The sequence below is a fragment of the Halobellus sp. EA9 genome (genome assembly GCF_051195055.1).
GTDB lineage: Archaea > Halobacteriota > Halobacteria > Halobacteriales > Haloferacaceae > Haloquadratum > Haloquadratum rubicundus.
The window spans coordinates 1-17,528 of record NZ_JBNTJW010000001.1; the positions used below are offsets into that span (position 1 = coordinate 1).

Genomic DNA, 17,528 nt, shown 5'->3' on the forward strand with positions numbered 1-17,528 from the left:
GAGGATCAGCAATGCATCGAAGATGCAGATTCAAGCTCTACTGGAGGAGTCAGAACGGTCTCGATGTGATCGACTGAAGCTTGCCTTCTCGCTCGACCACGCCGAGTTCCTCGGCGTGCTCTTCGAGGAACTCGGAGGGAAACAGTGTAGTGAGCCGACGCATAATTCGAGATGAGGAGGCATCGTTGTACACAGACGCCGCCTCCTCATTCCTCACAAAAACGTTCCTCGATAAGCCGCTGCTGTCACGCGGTTATTCTCTTAGCTAAAGACGGATGGCCGGGTTATTTTTTGAACGTGTTTTCGAGATTGCTGGTCACGGCGGATACGTCGCTCAAGTTCTTCCCGGCGTCATATTCAACGGGTCGTTCTCGAAAGATCTGCGGATGAAAATGCTCAATGAGGCCCGGATTGATTCACTAATCACCTTCCAGAATAAGGGTATATTTCCTAATATAGACAATCGTTATAATTTTGGCATTGTGACGTTCAAAAACTCTGGCTCCACAGATACTCTAAGAGCGATATTCCAACAACACGATACAGAAATTCTTGATTCGGTGGACGAACGAGCCGTTGAAATTCCAAAGCGCGTTCTCGAACGATACTCCCCAGAATCCCGAATATTCCCTTTCATTACCAGTAAGGAGGAAGTCGAGGTGCTGGACGAGATATTATCACACCCTTCTCTTGGGGATGATATAGAGGATACGTGGAAAGCAATCCCACACCGTGAATTGGACCGGGCAAGGGATTCCGATCGGTTTGTTTCCGAAGAACAGGGTGAATATCCAATATACGGCGGTCGAAATATCTTCCAATTTGCATACGATGATTCCGTAGTAAGTAGTGTCGAACATCCTGAATTCTGGAGCGTTCCCGAGGAAGAAAACCCCGATATTAGTGCAAAACGACGAGTTAGAGAACGGACCTTCCGAAGTGGCGATCTTAAGAAGTCGCTATACCTGACGTTTGGTGGCGAAGAGACCAGCAAATCACAGAAACAGTTTGTGAACGATATGCTGGAAGAGAACCGAGGAGAGCCTCTCTCGATGGATGATGTGAAATTAGACTGTACAGAGTACAGAATCGTGTACCGCGAGATAGCCCGAACAACGGACGAACGAACTATGATTGCAAGTGTCCTTCCTAAAGGAATTGTATGCTATCACAAATTACACACAATCCGCCCTATAGAACCTAATCCGACAAGGGAAGATCTGGATAATATACCGCTTCACAGTGCCTATGATAGCATATTCGATGATAAAGAACTATTTGTAACTGTCGGACTTCTAAATAGTATGCCTTTTGACTTTTTGATGAGAACAAAAGTGGATTCAAGCATTGTAATGTACAAATTCAGAGAGTCACAAGTTCCCCGTCTCACAGAGGGTGACGAGTGGTTTGAGTATATTTGGACCCGAGCGGCCCGGCTCAACTGCTACGGGGAAGACTTCGAGGAAATGCGCGACCGGCTCGGCGGGATCGAGCCAGCGACCGATATGGACGAGCGGCGGGAGGTTCAGGCCGAACTCGACGCCGCCGCGTTCCACGCCTACGGGCTTGACCGAGAACAGACCGCGTTCGTACTGGACGACTTTCATCGGGTCCAGAATCCGCGCCTGATGGATGAGGAATACTTTGAGATGGTACTGGAGAAGTACGACGACCTCGGAGTCTAATACCTATTTTTTCGATAGAGGAACGAAGCAGTGACCACACCGACGGCCAGAGCGGCACCGATATTGATGGCTACTTCTTGGAATCCGCTGGTAGTCAGAAATTCATTGAGGGGGAAGGGGGTCAATTTAGCAATATAGTAATTGAGGGCAACTGAAATAGCACCCTCAATGCTTTGCGTCCGAACCAGTCCCAGTAAGAACTGCCCTGTAGTCAAGATTCCACTCCCGAATACGTACATCGGAAATGCGTTCCCGAAGAGTGACCCGATAGCGTATTTGATGGTGGCACTATTTCGACCCATCGTGTTAGAATACGCTATCAATATGTTTGTATATTGTCAAAGCGGAGCGGAAGTAAAATCTGAACCGGGTGGGGTTGTTCAACGTACGCCCGTTCCCGCCGCTTTTGGCTCTGACAAAGGCCAACCCACCGACACACTCAATACGGCGAGCCGTGAAATCTTTGATACCGCAAGACGGCTCCGATGGGGAAATATATTGGTTCAAATCCGAACCTGAAATCCCGGTTGGCGAAATCGTAAAACGGCAGTAGAGGCTCTGTATCGGTTGTTTGCCGCGCGTAGCAAGGCAAGTGGGGCCGGAGGGATTTGAACCCCCGATCGACTGATATCTCCGGTACGCGCCTCGGTACTCCAGAGGGTCGTCAACGCGGACCGATGATCAGTCGGCCGCTCGGTATATCAGTCTGGAGTGTCGTCACCGGGCGCCAAGCCTCTGGAGTCAGTCGCCATGCCGGGCTTGGCCACGGCCCCTGTGTGTGCATCCGACCGTATGCCGATACCACATAAAGGAATTACGATCGGTCGGTGTCCGACCACGCGCAGTCCTGGCACTTGTAAGCGGTGACGAACTCCGTCACACTCGGCATATAGCCCACCGAGATGACGTTGCCGCCGCAGTCGGGACACTCCATCTCGGCGTCCTCGATCGGTTCGGCTTCCAACGGCGGTTCGCCCTCGACGAGTTCGGCGAGTCGTTCGGGCGTGACCATCCGGCCTTCGACGACGCGGTTGCTCATACCCGGGCAAAGACGCCGACCGTCGTAAATCCGTCGCGCGCAGTCGTGGATGGACGGACGATCGGTCAGAGCCACGGTGCCCGCGAGTCACCGGAATCGGGGTAGCCGTAGCCGACGTCGCCGCCCTCGGAGGATTCTTCGGCGGAGTCGTCGTCCCAGTCGCCGCCGTCCGCGACGGCGCCGGACGGTGCCGGCCGGCGCGATTCCGCGTCGACGCCCGACAGGACGTCCGGTTCGGACTCGGGCTCGGATTCAACCGCCGGCTCGGACGCGTCTTCGGCGGCCGCGGGCGCCTCGTAGTCGTCGGCGTCTGCCGCCGGGTCGAAGGCGAACAGCGCCGTGACGCAGAGGACGCCGAGCGCGACGGGCGCCTGGGTCGGCAGCAGCCCCAGGACGTCGATCGCGAGCATTCCGAGCGCGACCGAGCTCCCGAACCGGAAGAGGTCGAGGTCGACGGCGCCGCGGAGCCGCGGGGCGAAGAGCGCGACCGCGAGCGCGAAGCCGACGCCCACGCCGGCGGCCGCGACCGCGCGGGCGACCGTCTCCAGGTTCGGGGTGACGACGAGCGACGCGCCGCCGAGGTTGAGGCTCGCCACCAGCCCGAGGCCGATGATGACGCTCGGGGAGGGGAGGTACTCGCCGACCTTCGCGGAGGCCGTCTTCGCGGCGACCGCGAGGATCACGAGGCCCGCGAAGCGGTGGAAGACCTGGAAGTCGAGCACCGTCTTCAGGGTCTCCGCGAAGAGGGCTTCCAAGCCCGCGATCGGAAGCAGGACGGCGCCGAGGACCAGCACCGAGGTGACCTGCTCGCGGCGGGAGCCGTCCATCTCAGCGAGGATGACTGCGACGGTGGCCGACCCGCCGAACATCAACAGCCCGGTCTCGACGATGCCGAGCGGGCTGTTGAGCGTCCCCGCGATGATGAGCGCGGGGAAGATGCCATCGACTAACGGCAGTGCCATCACCGTCGCCAGGAGTCGGGTCGCACCGCCGACCTGCTGCTCAAGCCGGAGCGCGACGGGGTGTCGTGAGACGCTCATTCGGGACTAACGGCCGTGACCATCGGCCAAACGGCGATACGGGCGCAAGCCCGACGAGACGGCGCCGGGCTGCCCGAGCACTCCGAGCGAGTCTGACGCGGGGAGCGTCCAGTTCCCGCGTTTGAAATTCTGCATCGCTGTAAATGTAAAGGCGGCATCGAAGTGGGTGGTCTGCTGACCCGCGATGCGCGATGCAGAGGGACACTCGGAGTCCATATTCGAAACGTATCGGAGAGGGATATTAAGCGTTGTGTGGGACAGCTGCCCACGGTTATGTATCTCTTACACTCACGTCGGCGGAGCGGCGGCGATTGTGAAGTAATACCGACCGAGAGGTGACGTATCGAAACATCGCGTGCGAGCGGCGGGCAGATATTACGCTGACTCGCGGCGGTTTTTCTGAGGTTATCGTAGCAGTTGCAACTGATTCCACATCCGATCACATACCGGCGGGCGACCGAGTGAGTGAAGACTTACAGCCGCTACGATAATCGGCGCCCGGCTCCGTTCGCAGAGGCTCGTCACAGGGGGCTCCTGGCCCGGAATGTGTACATATGTGTGCGTATTTCCACCAGTTACGTGCCAACGATCTCCACGGCCGTGTCGACTCGCAACGCTTTAGTCGGTCGCCCCTGGACCGTTTATATGGCGAACGACGTTTCCGACCGCGGTCCGTTCTCGGAGAAACTCCAGGTACCGGAAGCGCTGACGTTCGACGACGTACTCCTTCGACCGAAGGAGAGCCGGGTCGAACCCGACGCGGCCGACGTCTCCACGCGCGTCTCGAAGAACGTCCAGCTGAACATCCCGATCCTCTCGGCGGCGATGGACACCGTCACCGAGAGCGGGATGGCCATCGGGATGGCGCGCGAGGGCGGCCTGGGCGTCCTCCACCAGAATATGGACAGCGAGAGGATGGTCGCGGAGATCGAGGCCGTAAAGCGCGCCGACGAGCTCGTGATCCGTCGCGAGAACGTCGTGACCGCCCGGCCCGAACAGACCGTCCGCGAGGTCGACGCGATGATGGAGCGCGAGGGCATCTCGGGGGCGCCCGTCGTCGCCGACGACGACACCGTCCTGGGCATCATCTCCGGCACCGACATCCGGCCCTACCTGGAGGTCGGCGAGTCCGACGAGGTCAGAGAGGCGATGACCGACGAGGTCATCACCGCCACGCGCGAGGTGTCCGCGCGGGACGCGCTCGAATTGATGTACGACCACAAGATCGAACGCGTCCCGATCGTCGACGACGAGGAGCACCTCGTGGGCCTCGTCACGATGCAGGGCATCCTCCAGCGGCGCGAGCACGAGAACGCCGCCCGCGACGAGGACGGCCGGCTCCGCGTCGGGGTCGCCGTCGGCCCCTTCGACGCCGATCGCGCCGAGGCCGCCGACGAGGCCGGCGCCGACGTGATCTTCATCGATTGCGCGCACGCGCACAACCTCAACGTCCTCGATAGCGCCCGCGAGATCAAGTCTTCCGTCGAGGCCGACGTCGTCGTCGGCAACGTCGGCACCCGCGAGGCCGCCGAGGCCGCCGTGGACTTCGCCGACGGCCTGAAGGTCGGCATCGGGCCGGGCTCGATCTGTACCACCCGCGTCGTCTCCGGCGCCGGGATGCCGCAGATCACCGCCGTCGCGGAGGTCGCAGACGTCGCCGCGCCCGAGGACGTCCCCGTCATCGCCGACGGCGGCATCCGCTACTCCGGCGACGCGATCAAGGCGATCGCCGCGGGCGCCGACGCCGTGATGCTCGGCTCGTACTTCGCCGGCACCGACGAGGCGCCCGGCCGCGTCATCACGATGAACGGCAAGAAGTACAAGCAGTATCGAGGAATGGGCTCTGTCGGCGCGATGAAGTCCGGCGGCGGCGAGCGCTACCTCAAAGAGGAGGACGAAGACGAGGAGTTCGTGCCCGAGGGCGTCGAGGCCGCGACCCCCTACAAGGGCACGCTCGCCTCCGAGCTCCACCAGCTCGTCGGCGGGATGCGCTCGGGGATGGGCTACGTCGGCGCCGAGACCATCCCGGCGTTCAAGGAGCGCTCGGAGTTCGTCCGCGTCTCCAGCGCGGGCCAGACCGAGGGCCACCCCCACGACGTGATGATCACCGACGAGGCGCCGAACTACAGCCCCGACGGCAACTGAGCGCCGGTCGATCCCCGTCTCTCCTCCCGGATCGCCTGACTGACCCCGAACTGACTCCGAACTGATCTTGGACTGACCCCGGACTGGCAGACCGTCCCCGGCACCGCGCGGCTCACAAGGGGTATCTTGATATGCCCGCGGAGTGGGATCAGTAGTATCGGTGTACTCGACACGCCGCGACCCTACCAATGAGCGCTGACTCGCCGCTGGTCCTCGTCGTCGAAGACGAACCGGACCTCGCCGACCTGTACGCAACGTGGCTGAGAGACGAGTATCGCGTCCGCGTCGCCTACGGGGGCCGCGAGGCACTCGAACAGCTCGACGACGAGGTCGACATCGCCCTGTTGGACCGCCGGATGCCCGACCTCTCGGGCGACGAGGCCCTCGAAGCCATCCGCGAGCGGGGCGTCGACTGCCGCGTCGCAATGGTAACCGCCGTCGAACCCGACTTCGACATCTTGGAGATGGGCTTCGACGACTACCTCGTCAAGCCGGTCTCGCGGGAGGCCCTCAAGGAGACGGTCGAGAACCTCCTCCTCCGGAACACCTACGACGAGGGCATCCAGGAGCTGTTCTCGCTTGCCTCCAAGAAGGCCCTCTTGGAGTCCGAGAAGGATCCCGTCTCGCTGGAGAACAACGAGGAGTACCAGGAGCTCTCCGAGCGCGTCGCCGAACTCCGCTCGCAGCTCGACGAGACGCTGACCCAGTTCGGCGACGAGGACGATTTCACTGCGGTGTACCGCGACATCGGCGCCGACGCCGGTCCCGACGACGACACCTCCGCGTAGTCGGCGACCGAGCGGCCTGATCTGTCGCTTCGAGTATCTGTTGTAGCGCTTCGACAGCTCCCGAGAGCCACTCTCGGCGCTGTGCGGATTTTTCTACTCCGTTTTTCGACTAAAATAATGTTATATTATATCAGAAAGTGTCAGAAAATTTTATTTTAAAACGCGCCGAGGTACTAATCGTCATGTCCGACAATGACACCAACGCTGTCGCACAGTACCTCGCTGACCACCCCCGCGCGATGGGCGTCCTGTTCACCGCGCTCCTCCTGCTCTCGCAGGCCGGCTCGGTCGCCGCCGGGAATCACGTTGCAATTAACGGTCCCTGAGCAGTTACAAATTATCTGCTTTGACGTCGTAGGACCACCTGACCTCGCCGTCTAAGAGAACAGGGATGTTCTCCATCGAGAAGAATCTCGTTAATTCGTCCTGACTCAGTCCGAAGGAGTCAACGAAACCAGGAGATAGATAGTAGTATTCGTTTCCGGGAATTTGAGGTTGTACTATACTACCAATCCCGTATGCTGCAGCTGGATATGTTCGATATCCGACTTTATATTCACCATCATCCGGTGTGATATTACACATATTTGGTAGTAACGCCTGCACCTGCGTGACACAGAAGCCGCCATCTCCAACGACGATGTAGTCGTCGCCAATCACGGTGTCCTGTTTCGCCAACTCCAGAGACGCCCGGATCGGGAAGCCGTAGTTCAACAGCCGAGCCAGACTTCGCCCGATGTCGACCGCGCCGCTGTTAATCACGTCGTTGAGCGTGACGATACCCGCGATGGCGCCGCGTTCGATCAGTTCCATCCCCTGCTCGTAGGACTGGCAGGCGTTGAGGAGGAACGAGTCGACGCCGATCGATTCGACGGTAGTCACATCGAGCGCGCCGTCGGGACACTGGAAGCCGTCGTCGTCGATGTGGCCGATGTAGTGGAGGAACTCCGCGTCCGTCGCGAGCACGTCCCGGAGTTCCTCGACCGAGAGCTCGTAGTGGGTCCGCACGTCGAACGGCAGTTCCTCGCGGGAGCCGTAGACCGATTCGACCGCCTCCCGCTCCTCCGCCATCCGCGGGTCGTTGCAGACGACGGTGATGCCGATGTCGCCCTCGATCGGCTCCCGGTCGAGTCGGTTCCGGTACGCCTGCAGCGACGCCTTGCTCGCGCCGATGGGGATGCCCTCGCCGAGCCACGCGTGCTCCAGCGACTCCGCCTCGGGCGGCTGGACGTACGTCGGCCGGTCGACGGGTTCGACGCCCTGGCTCCGGGTGGCGCTGCCGGCGCTCCGCGTGAACTCCGCCGACGACGTCGCCGACGGCGAGGGCGGCGGCGACGAGGGCGTCGCCGGTCTCGGCGGCGAGCCCCGGCGGAGGAACTCCCCGACCGCAGTCGCCTGCGCGTCGGAGCCGTCGGTCGGCTCGGTGTCGGGCGTCCGCACCACCCCGAGGTCGTTGGCGACGAACGGGAGCGACTCGACGTTCTCCGCGGTCGGCGCGACGTGCGCGGTGAGCTTCCACTCGGGGACGTGCGGTTCGAGCATATCGTAGGGGACGTCCAGGTACGCGTCCAGTTGGGCGCCGATCGACTGCCCGTACAGATCCGCGAAGTCCAGGTCGAGGTCGGCCGCGAGCGCGTCCCGCTCGTGTAGATCGACCTCGTAGTAGCCCTCGGTGCGGGTGAGACAATCGAGGAAGAACGTCTGTTTCAACACCCGCTCGACCGACCGCTCGAAGCCGTCGGTGCCGCCGAGGTCGTGGGTGAACCCCGCGTCGGTCACGATCCGCGGCCGGTCGCCGGGCACGACGTCCGCGCCGAGATAGTACGCGAGCGGCGCTGCGGCGTAGACGTGCCGCTTGGTCTCGGGGAGTTCGATGACGACGCCCGTGTCGGGAGTCGAGAGCCCGTCGGGCGCCTCGAAGCGCGCGCCGCGCTCGATCAGCGGCGGATGCCCCCGGAGCGTCGGGTACGATCGCTCGACGCTCGTCGTCTTCAGGGCCGAGCCGAGCAGCGAGACCGCGCGCATCATATCGCGGGGTCGGTCGGTCGTCCGGATCGTCGCCGCCGGGCGCTTGTGGTGGGACCGCGCCCCGACCAGGACGTCGGTCGGCTCGTCGAACTCGATCCGGGTCCGGGTGGCGTCCGAGACGACCCGGAGCGGCGCGTCCACGCGGAGGTAGAGCTTGATCGGCGCGAACAGTTCGACGCTGTACGTCCCCGCCGGGAACGACTCGTCGGCGAAGTGCTCGGCCTGCGCCAGCATTTCGCCGTCGCCGTCGCGGACGCAGACGGAGACCACCGTTTCGAGGTCGATTCGGTCGGTTCGGACGCGCACCGCCGCGTCGGCGGGGAATCGGAACGCCTCCGGATCCGCCGGGCGCAAGCGCGTGGACTCGGACGTCGTGAGCACGAACTGGCTCCGCTCGATCGGGTCCGAGACGACGACCCCGCTCCCGTCGGTGGGGGTGCCGAACTCGATCCCGAGATAGCCGTCGTCACCGGTGGCGACGTCCGTGGCCGGTCGTCTGCCGCGTCCGAACCCTGCCATTATGCCAACACATCACGCACGCGGCAAAAAGCGTACTGGTGCGTCGGCCGTGCGCCGGCGGTCGTCAGGCCGGCGGCTCATCGACGGGGAGCCACTCCGACGTGACGTCGGCGTCGCGGAAGTGCCAGCGCTGTTGGGGTTCGGTCCCGTCGAGCCGCAGTTCCACGACGGCGTCGAAGAGCGGGGCGAGGAGACGGGTGGTCTCGTCGTCGAGCGGCTTCGGGAGGCGGACGTGGCCCATCCCGTCGACCCGACGGACGTTGTTCGCGAGGACGTGGAGGAACCGGAACGCGGTCGGTTCGTCGTACGCCGACAGCAACGAGGTCGTGCAGTCGAAGGCGACGCGCAGTTCCGCGGGCCCGAGGCCGCCGGCGAACTCGGAGAGTTCGCTGATCGCCGTCCCGACCTCGACGCCCAGTTTCGCGGCGGGGCCGTCGACCGTCACGGCGGCGTCGGCGTATCCGTCGATCCGGCCGGATCCGGGGGCGGGAGCGGATCCCCCATCGTTCGTCCGCCCGATTCCGGGGCCGTTGGGGCTGGTGTCCGGGCCGACGGCCCGTCCGCTTTCCGGGCCGTTTCCGCGGCTCTCTGCGGCTGCCGACCGGCGGGGATCGGCGTCCCAGCGGAACACCCGCGTCCACTCCGGCGTCCACCGGTCGACGTCCGCGAAGCGAACCTCGGAGCTCTCGCCCCCCTCGACGACGACCCGGCGACGGTTCTCCGAACTATCGCCGAGCATACAGCCCGAGACGCGAGCGTAGACCTCTTCGGGGACCGACCCGACGACCAGGAGCGCGCTCCCGCGCGATTTCAGCTCGTCGAGCGCGGTCGCGACGCCCACGGTGGCACCGACACCAGTCCCGTCGGTGCCGCCTCCAGTATGCATTCGTCTCAACGCAAGACGGCCTCCCAAATAATACTTTGTGAACTGAAATGTCGCGCGCCGTCGGTCGGATGGCCCTCGCCGCGGACTGTCGGTCCCGTCGGGCTCCGAACGGTTCCGCGGACGGGTCCGGACGGCGTCAGTTCGACGCGACGAACGACTCGATCCGGTCCAGCGCGGTCTTCAGCTCCGGCATCGCCGACGCGTAGGACACGCGCAGGTGGCCCTCGCCGCCGCTGCCGAAGACGCGACCGGGCACGAGCGCGACGCGCTCCTCGCGGATGAGCGCCTCCGCGAACGCCTCGTCGTCCTCCCAGCCCGGCGGGCACTCGGGGAACACGTAGAACGCGCCCTTTGCCTCGAAGCAGTCCATCCCGAGGTCGTTGAACCGCGAGATGACGAACTGTCGCCGCCGGTCGAACTCCCGGCGCATCTCCGCGACGGCGTCGTCGCAGGACTCCAGCGCCTCGATGGCGGCGAACTGCGCCGTCGTCGGCGCCGACAGCATCGTGTACTGGTGGATGCGGTTCATCGCGTCGATCACCTCCGGGGGCCCGAGCGCGTAGCCGAGGCGCATCCCCGTCATCGCGTAGGCCTTCGAGAAGCCGTTGAAGACGACGGTCCGCTCGCGCATCCCCGGCAGGGTCGCGATCGAGACGTGCTCGTCCTCGTAGCGGAGCGCGGCGTAGATCTCGTCGGAGAGGACGAAGATGTCGTGCTCGCGGGCGAACTCCGCGACCTCCCGGAGCTCGCTCCGGGTCATCACCGCGCCCGTGGGGTTGTTCGGGTAACAGAGGACGAGCACCGAGGCGTCGGCCGCGCCGGCGCGTTCGAGGTCGTCGTAGGTGAGGGTGAAGTCGTTCTCCGCGCGGGTCGACACCGACACGACGTCGCCGCCGGCGAAGGTGACCGTCGGCCCGTAGGAGATGTACGACGGCTGCGGCACCGCGACCGCGTCGCCGGGGTCGACGAGCGCCCGCATCGCGAGGTCGACCGCCTCGCTCGCGCCGGCGGTGACGAGGATCTCCTCGTCGGGGTCGTAGTCGAGGTCGTACCGCGTGACGTGGGCGGCGATCCGCTCGCGGAGGTCCCGGCGACCGCGGTTGGCGGTGTACGAGGTCCGGCCCCGCTCCAGGGAGTCGATGGCGGCCGTCCGGGCGGCCCACGGCGCGGAGAAGTCGGGCTCGCCGACGCCGAGCGAGACGATGTCGTCCATCTCCTCTGCGAGCTCGAAGAACCGCCGGATCCCGGAGGGCGGGGTCTCCCGCGCCCGCTCGGAGAGCGGGCTCGACGCCTGCTCGCTCATGGCGAGACGGCGAGCCGGTCGTCGTCGTCGCCGTCGCCGAAGTAGACGCCGCGCTCCTTGTACGTCGTCATCACGAAGTGGGTGACCGTCTGGGTCACCTCGGGGATCGGCGCGATCTGTTCGGAGACGAAGTTCGAGACGTCGTGCATCGAGTCGCCCTCGACGTCGACGGCGAAGTCGTAGCTACCGGAGATGAGCCGGAGCGAGGCCACCTCTGGGAAGCGCGCGATGCGCTGGGCGATGTCCTCGTAGCCGGTCTCGCGGTCGAGCTCGACGTTCAGCTCGACCTCCGCGCGGACGTGTTCCTCGTCCACGTTGTTCCAGTCGACGACCGCCTGGTAGCCGCGGATCGCCCCCTCGGCCTCCAGCTCGTCGACCAGCTCCTCGACCGTTGCTGCGTCTACGCCGAGTTGTCGCGCGATGTCCTCGGTGCTCTGTCGAGCGTCGCTCAGCAACAGGTCGAGCAGTTCCCGCTTCGCTTCCATACGGGAATCGAAGCGGCCCCCGTTGAAAGGGTTTGCTCTCTGTTTTCGGCCGACGCTCGGGCCCTCGGACGCGGTGGGAAAGGCCCAATACCCCGGCGGTCCGCCTCCATCACGATGGCCCTTTCCGACGTCTTTCTCTCCCCGCTCGGGCTCGCGGCCCTCCTCGCGGCGGTCCCCGTCCTGATCCTGTACCTCGTCCGACCCGACCCGCGCCGGGTGACGCTCCCGACGCTCCGGTTCCTCTCGGACTCGGCGGGCACGTCGTCGTCGCGGCCGCTCCTCGAACGGCTGAAGCGGAACGCGCTCCTCCTCTTCCAACTGCTCGCGATCGCCCTGTTCGCCCTCGCGCTCGCGGCGCCATACGTCGCCGTGCCCCAGTCCCAGACCGTCGAGGAGACGGTGATCGTCCTCGACGCCAGCGCGAGTATGCAGGTCGAATCCGGCGGAACGACCCGCTTCGACCGCGCGGTCGCGGCCGCCCGCGGCGCCGTCACCTCCGAGACCTCGGTCGTCCTCGCCGACGGGAGCGCGACGATCGCGCTGCGGGCCGGGACCGCGGCCGACGCCGAGGAGACGCTCGCGAGCGTGTCGGCGACGGACGCCCCCGGCGACCTCCGCACGGCGATCTCGCGGGCGACGAGCCTCGCGGGCGACGGCGCACGGGTGGTGGTCCTCAGCGACTTCGCCGGCGGCACGGGCGGAGAAAGCGAGTGGCGGACCGCCGTGCAGGCGGCCCGCGCTCGGGGACTCACAGTCGACCTCCGGCAGTTCGCCCGCGGCGGCGCCGACAACGTGGGCATCGTCGACCGGGAGTTCTCCGGCGAGGAAGTGACCGTCACGGTCCAGAACTTCGGCACCTCGGAGGCGAGCCGCGAGGTCTCGCTCGCCGGCGAGACCCGGTCGCTCTCGCTGGACGCGGGCGACGTCCGGAGCGTCACCTTCCCCGTCCCCGCCGATGGCGGCGAGATCCGGCTCTCGCCCGGCGACGCGTTCCCGACCGACGACGTCGCCTACGTGGCCGCGCCCGCGGACGCCGCCGTCGACGTCCTGCTCGTGACGAACGACGAGAACCGCTACCTCTCGACGGCGCTGTCGGTGATCGACCCCGTCGAACTGACCGTCGTGACGCCTCCGGACGGGGTCCCGGCTCCGCCCGAGGACGCCTACGACGTGGTGCTCTACAGCAACGTCGACGGCGACGCGCTCCGCGACGCCCACCTCGCGGCCGGCCGGCGGGCGCTCTCGGCGGGCGGCGGCGTCGGGATCCAGGCCCAGCCGCTCGCGTCGATGCCCGCGGACCGCTACGGGGACCTCCTGCTCGTCTCGCCGTCGGGGATGGGCTCGAATCCGACGCTCGCGACGCCCTCGGACGCCGACCTCACGCGCGACCTCACGTTCCCGCCGCCGGAGCGGTACGTCCGCGGCGAACTCCGCTCCGGCCGGGCGCTGCTGTCGACGACCGACGGGACGCCCATCGTCGCGACCGCGTCGCGAGACGAGGGACGGATCCTCTACTACGGCTACCTGGAGTCGGCGTCGTCGTTCAAGTACGACTACGAGTACCCGGTCTTCTGGAAGCGGAGCGTCTACGAACTCGCCGACCGCCGGTCCCTCGCGGAACTGAACCGCGAGACGGGCGAGCGGCTCCGCTTCGGCAACGAGACGACCGTCGAGACCCCCGACGGAGAAGTCACCGCGAGCGCCGTCGACGCCGCGGACGCGGGCTTCTACGTTGCCGACGGAGTCCGGTACAGCGCGTCGCTCCTCAGTTCCGCCGAGTCGGACGTGGCCGCCGCACCGATCGAGGAGGCTGCGGGCGGCGGCCCCGCGAGCCGGACCGAAGAGCGGACCGCGCCGGACCCGATAACCGAGTTCGTCGCGCTCGGCGTCCTCGCCGTGGCGCTCGGCGAGGTGGCCTTCCTGCGCCGACGGGGGGACCTCTGATGGTCGGCGTCGAACTCACAGAGGGGCTCTCTGTCGGCCTCGCGCGACCGCTGTTCCTGCTCGCGCTCCCCCTCGGGGTCGCGGCGCTGTGGGCGCTGATCTTCCGCGGGGCGTCGGGGACGGCCTCCGGGGAGTCGAGACGCTGGCTCTTCGCCGCGCGGGTCGTCGTGGTCGCGCTCGTGGTGCTCTCGGCGGCGGGACCGTACACCGTCCAGTCGAAGTCGACCGCGGGCGACCCGAGCGTGACGCTGCTCGTCGATCGCTCCGACAGTATGGCCGTCGCCCCGGACGTCGCCGATCGGTTGGCAGAATCGATCGAGGACGCGGGCGTCTCGGTCCGGCGCGTCCCGGTCGGCGCGAACGCCTCCTCGCCGATCGGCGACGCCGTCGCCGCCAACCTCCGGGAGAACGGCAGCGTCGTCCTGCTCAGCGACGGCCGCGTCACGAGCGGCCGGTCGCTGGCGAGCGCCGCCGAACTGGCCCGCGAGGTCAACGCGACCGTCTCCGTGGTCTCGCCCGAGTCCCGAACCACGGAGCGGTACGTGACCGTCGAGGGCCCCGAGAAGGCGAGTCTCGGCGTCGAGAACCGCTTCGTCGCCCGCGTCGACGGGGTCGGCCCCAACACCTCGGCGACGCTCACCGTCAGGGTCGACGGGCGGGTCGTCGCCGAGCGGACGACGAACGAGGTGCCGGCCGTCGTGGGGTTCAACCACACGTTCGCCTCGACCGGGAGCCACACCGTCACGGCCGAGATCGACGTCACGGACCGCTTCGTCGCCAACGACGTCTACCGGAAGACCGTCCGGGTCGTCGAGCGCCCGGAGGTCCTCTACGTCTCGCCCGGCGACTACCCCTTCCGCGACTACCTCGGCGAGCTCTACGACGTGACGACGGCAGAGCGCGTGCCCGAGAACCTCTCGTCGTACTACGCGGTCGTCGTCCAGGACGCGCCCGCCGACCGGATCGGCAACGTCGACCGCCTCCAGGAGTTCGTCATCGACGGCGGCGGCCTCGCGGTCGTCGGCGGCCCCAACTCCTTCGCGGCCGGCGGCTACCGCGGGTCGAGCATCGCCTCGATGCTCCCCGTGTCGGTCGGCGAGGGCCAGCGCCGCGCGACGAACATCGTCCTCGCGGTCGACGTCTCCGGGAGCGCCGAGGAGGGGATGCGGATCCAGAAGTCGGCGGCGCTTTCGGTCCTCGAACAGCTCGGCGACGAGAACGAGGTCGGCCTCGTCGGCTTCAACTACCAGGCGTGTCGGGTCAGCGCGATCGAGCCGCTATCGCGGAACCGCGACGAGCTCCGGGACAAGATCCGGCGGCTCCGCGCGGGGGGCGCGACGGACATCGCCGCCGGCCTCCGCGGCGCCGCCGAACTGCTCGGCGACCGCACCGGGACGGTCATCCTCATCAGCGACGGCCGCGACAACCCCCGAGAGGCGGCCGAAGTCGCCGCCCGCCTCGCCGACCGGGGAATCCGCGTCATCACCGTCGGCGCGGGCGAGCGGATCAACGAGCGGACGCTCACCACCATCGCCGGCGCGGGCGGCGGCAGCTACTTCCGCGCCACCGAGACGACCAAGCTCGGCATCCTCTTCGGAGGGGCGGGCGCCGCCGGCGGGTCGGGCCTCGTCGTCCTCGACCGGAGCGCCTTCGTCACCTCCGGCGTCACGCTGACGGCGTCGCCGGCGTCGTTCAACGACGTCACGGTCCGCTCGGGCGCGGACTTCCTCGTCGCCGGGAGCAACGGCCAGCCCGCAGTCGCGACGTGGCGCTACGGGCTCGGCCGCGTGGCGACGATCACCGCCTACGGCGAGGACGGCACGCTCGACGGCCTGCTTCGAGAACCCGACTCGCTGCTCCTGACGCGGACGACGAACTACGTCGTCGGCGATCCCGAGCGGAAGGCCACCGGGATCACCGGCGTCCCCGACACCCGCGTCGGCGTCCCGACCACCGTGACCTACCGCGGGAGCGAGCGGCCCGAGATCGGGAACGTCTCGTTCCGCCGGGTCGGCGCCGAGACCTACCAGGCGACGCTGACGCCCGAGGAGACGGGCTACTTCCGCGTGGGGAACGCGACGTACGCCGCGAATTACCCCGCGGAGTACGCCGCGTTCGGCCCCGCGCCCGAACTGGAGGCGCTCGTCGAGGACACCGGGGGGCGCGAATTCTCCGTCGGGGAGGGCGCACAGATCGCGCGCTTCGCGGCCGAGCGCGCCCGCGGCGTCCGGCCCGTCAGATCGGACTGGACCTGGCTCACGCTGCTCGTCGGACTGCTCGCGTTCACCGCCGAGGTGAGCTACCGGCGGCTTCAAGTCCGTCGCCGGAATACGTCGGACGGAGGCCTCCCGTGAGCTTCGTCGGCCGCCGCCTGAACCTGGTGCTCGTGGTCGTGCTGGTGGTCCTCGCCGTCGGGACCGTCGGAGCGACGGTGCTGTATCAGTCCGGCGTCTCCGCGGTGGAGACCCAGAACGAACAGCTCCGCGCGCAGAACGAACAGCTCCGCGAGGACCTGCAGTCGGCGCGCGAGCGGATCGACGCGCTCCAGTCGCGCGTCTCGAAGCTGGAAGAGCGGGTGGAGTCACTGCGGCGTACGCTGCAGGCGCAGAACGAGACGCTCGTGCAGGTGCGGGCAGAACGGAACGAGTATCGAAACGACCTCGAATCGCTCTGCGAACAGTGGCGGCGGGAGCGAGACAGCGTCCCGGAGGAGTGTGAGGATGTCGAGTGAGAAACGCGAAGAGAGCGACGGGGCGACCCCCGCGGGCGCGGACGGATCCGACGCCGACGCGTCGACCGCGCGCGTCCGCGACGCCCTCGCCGAGGTCCGCCGCGAGGTGCGGAAGGCCGCCGCGGTCTACGCCGTGGTCGACGCGGCGCTCGTCGCGCTCGCGGCGAACCTCCTGCTCTCGCTCTTCACGCCGGCGGCGCTCGACGCCTACCTCGGCCTGCCGGGCGTCGCCTACGCCGCGCTCCGGAGCGTGCCGCTGATCGGCGACGTCGCGCCGCGGGCGATCCAGGCGACCGCGCTCGTCGCCGTCGCGCTCGGGGTCGCGGCGTTCGCCGCCGAGTACCTGCTCCGCCTGCGCGAGCCGCTCGTCGAGCAGTTCGAGGCCGCCAATCCCGACGTGCGCGAGGCGCTGCGGACCGCCCGCGACGCCGTCGGAGACCGGAGCGAGACCCCGATGGCCCGCCGGCTCTACGACGACGTGATCGACCGGCTCGAATCCACCTCGACCGGCGAGCTGGTCGCGACTCGCCGCGTCGCGGTCACGGTCCTGCTGGTCGTCGTCGTGAGCCTCGCGAGCGTTCAGGTCGCGCTCGTGGACCCCGATCTGGGCGGCCTGCTCGGTCCCGACGGCGGCGCGGGGATCGAACAGCCCGAGGACGACGGCCTCCAGGACGGCGACCGGATACTCGGCGACCGCGAGGACGTCCAGGCCGGCGACGACCTGGAGAACATCACCGTGACGGGCAGCGGCGAGCCCATCGGCGACGGCGCGACCGCCCCGGGCGGCGGCGGGTACGGAAGCGGCGGCGGCAGCGGGGAGTTCGAGAGCCAGCAGGCCGGCTTCGCCGGCAGCGAGCGGATCGAAGACGCCGAACTGGTCCGGGAGTACAACCTCCGGATCAGGGAGCTCGACGACGAGGAGACCGACACCTAAC

At 66.7% G+C, this 17,528-nt stretch carries 14 protein-coding genes and 1 tRNA gene; 8 read left to right on the forward strand and 7 right to left on the reverse strand.

The window, feature by feature from the left end:
- Positions 1-275: 275 nt before the first annotated feature.
- Positions 276-1,685, forward strand: a complete 1,410-nt coding sequence (locus ACQUQ0_RS00005) for a hypothetical protein (protein WP_435182443.1) — start codon at positions 276-278, stop codon at positions 1,683-1,685.
- A 593-nt stretch (positions 1,686-2,278) separates the two neighbouring features.
- On the opposite strand, the gene ACQUQ0_RS00010 is transcribed toward ACQUQ0_RS00005, so the two are convergent.
- The 3 genes from ACQUQ0_RS00010 to ACQUQ0_RS00020 form a co-directional block, all read right to left on the reverse strand.
- A tRNA-Trp gene (locus ACQUQ0_RS00010) sits at positions 2,279-2,458 on the reverse strand.
- Positions 2,459-2,499: 41 nt separating this feature from the next.
- On the reverse strand, positions 2,500-2,724 hold the full coding sequence (locus ACQUQ0_RS00015; protein WP_372389058.1) for a DUF5795 family protein: 225 nt from the start codon (positions 2,722-2,724) through the stop codon (positions 2,500-2,502).
- Positions 2,725-2,789: 65 nt separating this feature from the next.
- Entirely contained in the window at positions 2,790-3,764 is a 975-nt protein-coding gene (locus ACQUQ0_RS00020) for a DUF5794 domain-containing protein (RefSeq protein WP_435182444.1), read from the reverse strand.
- A 645-nt stretch (positions 3,765-4,409) separates the two neighbouring features.
- On the opposite strand from ACQUQ0_RS00020, the gene guaB reads away from it, so the two are divergent.
- The 3 genes from guaB to ACQUQ0_RS00035 all read left to right on the forward strand — a co-directional run bounded on the left by guaB (position 4,410) and on the right by ACQUQ0_RS00035 (position 7,023).
- A complete protein-coding gene (guaB, locus tag ACQUQ0_RS00025) occupies positions 4,410-5,909 on the forward strand; it encodes an IMP dehydrogenase (protein WP_435182445.1) in 1,500 nt (499 codons plus the stop codon).
- Positions 5,910-6,097: 188 nt separating this feature from the next.
- Entirely contained in the window at positions 6,098-6,697 is a 600-nt protein-coding gene (locus ACQUQ0_RS00030) for a response regulator transcription factor (RefSeq protein WP_372389051.1), read from the forward strand.
- Between the two features lie 182 nt (positions 6,698-6,879).
- Positions 6,880-7,023: a DUF7503 family protein gene (locus tag ACQUQ0_RS00035; RefSeq protein ID WP_435182446.1), complete on the forward strand. Its 144-nt coding sequence runs from the start codon at positions 6,880-6,882 to the stop codon at positions 7,021-7,023.
- A 4-nt stretch (positions 7,024-7,027) separates the two neighbouring features.
- Here the strand turns inward: ACQUQ0_RS00035 and ACQUQ0_RS00040 are convergent, their stop codons facing one another.
- From ACQUQ0_RS00040 to ACQUQ0_RS00055, 4 genes are all read right to left on the reverse strand, one after another.
- On the reverse strand, positions 7,028-9,244 hold the full coding sequence (locus tag ACQUQ0_RS00040) for a hypothetical protein (RefSeq protein WP_435182447.1): 2,217 nt from the start codon (positions 9,242-9,244) through the stop codon (positions 7,028-7,030).
- 64 nt (positions 9,245-9,308) lie between these two features.
- Complete coding sequence (locus tag ACQUQ0_RS00045) at positions 9,309-10,130, reverse strand: DUF7504 family protein (protein ID WP_435182448.1); 822 nt, start codon at positions 10,128-10,130, stop codon at positions 9,309-9,311.
- A gap of 136 nt (positions 10,131-10,266) precedes the next feature.
- Positions 10,267-11,433 carry a pyridoxal phosphate-dependent aminotransferase gene (locus ACQUQ0_RS00050; RefSeq protein ID WP_435182449.1) on the reverse strand — a complete coding sequence of 389 codons (1,167 nt, stop codon included), beginning with the start codon at positions 11,431-11,433 and terminating at the stop codon, positions 10,267-10,269.
- Positions 11,430-11,918, reverse strand: a complete 489-nt coding sequence (locus tag ACQUQ0_RS00055; protein WP_372389039.1) for an Lrp/AsnC family transcriptional regulator — start codon at positions 11,916-11,918, stop codon at positions 11,430-11,432. The genes ACQUQ0_RS00050 and ACQUQ0_RS00055 overlap by 4 nt, the downstream gene beginning before the upstream one ends.
- 114 nt (positions 11,919-12,032) lie before the next feature.
- On the opposite strand from ACQUQ0_RS00055, the gene ACQUQ0_RS00060 reads away from it, so the two are divergent.
- Genes ACQUQ0_RS00060 through ACQUQ0_RS00075 form a run of 4 tightly spaced genes read left to right on the forward strand, consistent with a single transcriptional unit; the run spans position 12,033 to position 17,527 of the window.
- A complete protein-coding gene (locus ACQUQ0_RS00060) occupies positions 12,033-13,862 on the forward strand; it encodes a DUF7408 domain-containing protein (RefSeq protein ID WP_435182450.1) in 1,830 nt (609 codons plus the stop codon).
- Positions 13,862-16,216: a VWA domain-containing protein gene (locus ACQUQ0_RS00065; RefSeq protein ID WP_435182451.1), complete on the forward strand. Its 2,355-nt coding sequence runs from the start codon at positions 13,862-13,864 to the stop codon at positions 16,214-16,216. Before ACQUQ0_RS00060 ends, ACQUQ0_RS00065 begins: the two co-directional genes overlap by 1 nt.
- Positions 16,213-16,593: a copper transporter gene (locus ACQUQ0_RS00070; protein ID WP_435182452.1), complete on the forward strand. Its 381-nt coding sequence runs from the start codon at positions 16,213-16,215 to the stop codon at positions 16,591-16,593. Before ACQUQ0_RS00065 ends, ACQUQ0_RS00070 begins: the two co-directional genes overlap by 4 nt.
- Positions 16,583-17,527, forward strand: coding sequence for a DUF7502 family protein (locus ACQUQ0_RS00075; RefSeq protein WP_435182453.1), 945 nt, complete (start codon positions 16,583-16,585; stop codon positions 17,525-17,527). Before ACQUQ0_RS00070 ends, ACQUQ0_RS00075 begins: the two co-directional genes overlap by 11 nt.
- The last annotated feature ends 1 nt before the right edge of the window (position 17,528 follow it).

Excerpts from the sequence above, each read along its gene's own strand:
- ACQUQ0_RS00005 (WP_435182443.1), top strand. The coding sequence starts at position 276 with ATGGCCGGGTTATTTTTTGAACGTGTTTTCGAGATTGCTGGTCACGGC.
- ACQUQ0_RS00015 (WP_372389058.1), bottom strand. The coding sequence starts at position 2,724 with ATGAGCAACCGCGTCGTCGAAGGCCGGATGGTCACGCCCGAACGACTC.
- ACQUQ0_RS00020 (WP_435182444.1), bottom strand. The coding sequence starts at position 3,764 with ATGAGCGTCTCACGACACCCCGTCGCGCTCCGGCTTGAGCAGCAGGTC.
- guaB (WP_435182445.1), top strand. The coding sequence starts at position 4,410 with ATGGCGAACGACGTTTCCGACCGCGGTCCGTTCTCGGAGAAACTCCAG.
- ACQUQ0_RS00030 (WP_372389051.1), top strand. The coding sequence starts at position 6,098 with ATGAGCGCTGACTCGCCGCTGGTCCTCGTCGTCGAAGACGAACCGGAC.
- ACQUQ0_RS00035 (WP_435182446.1), top strand. The coding sequence starts at position 6,880 with ATGTCCGACAATGACACCAACGCTGTCGCACAGTACCTCGCTGACCAC.
- ACQUQ0_RS00040 (WP_435182447.1), bottom strand. The coding sequence starts at position 9,244 with ATGGCAGGGTTCGGACGCGGCAGACGACCGGCCACGGACGTCGCCACC.
- ACQUQ0_RS00045 (WP_435182448.1), bottom strand. The coding sequence starts at position 10,130 with ATGCATACTGGAGGCGGCACCGACGGGACTGGTGTCGGTGCCACCGTG.
- ACQUQ0_RS00050 (WP_435182449.1), bottom strand. The coding sequence starts at position 11,433 with ATGAGCGAGCAGGCGTCGAGCCCGCTCTCCGAGCGGGCGCGGGAGACC.
- ACQUQ0_RS00055 (WP_372389039.1), bottom strand. The coding sequence starts at position 11,918 with ATGGAAGCGAAGCGGGAACTGCTCGACCTGTTGCTGAGCGACGCTCGA.
- ACQUQ0_RS00060 (WP_435182450.1), top strand. The coding sequence starts at position 12,033 with ATGGCCCTTTCCGACGTCTTTCTCTCCCCGCTCGGGCTCGCGGCCCTC.
- ACQUQ0_RS00065 (WP_435182451.1), top strand. The coding sequence starts at position 13,862 with ATGGTCGGCGTCGAACTCACAGAGGGGCTCTCTGTCGGCCTCGCGCGA.
- ACQUQ0_RS00075 (WP_435182453.1), top strand. The coding sequence starts at position 16,583 with ATGTCGAGTGAGAAACGCGAAGAGAGCGACGGGGCGACCCCCGCGGGC.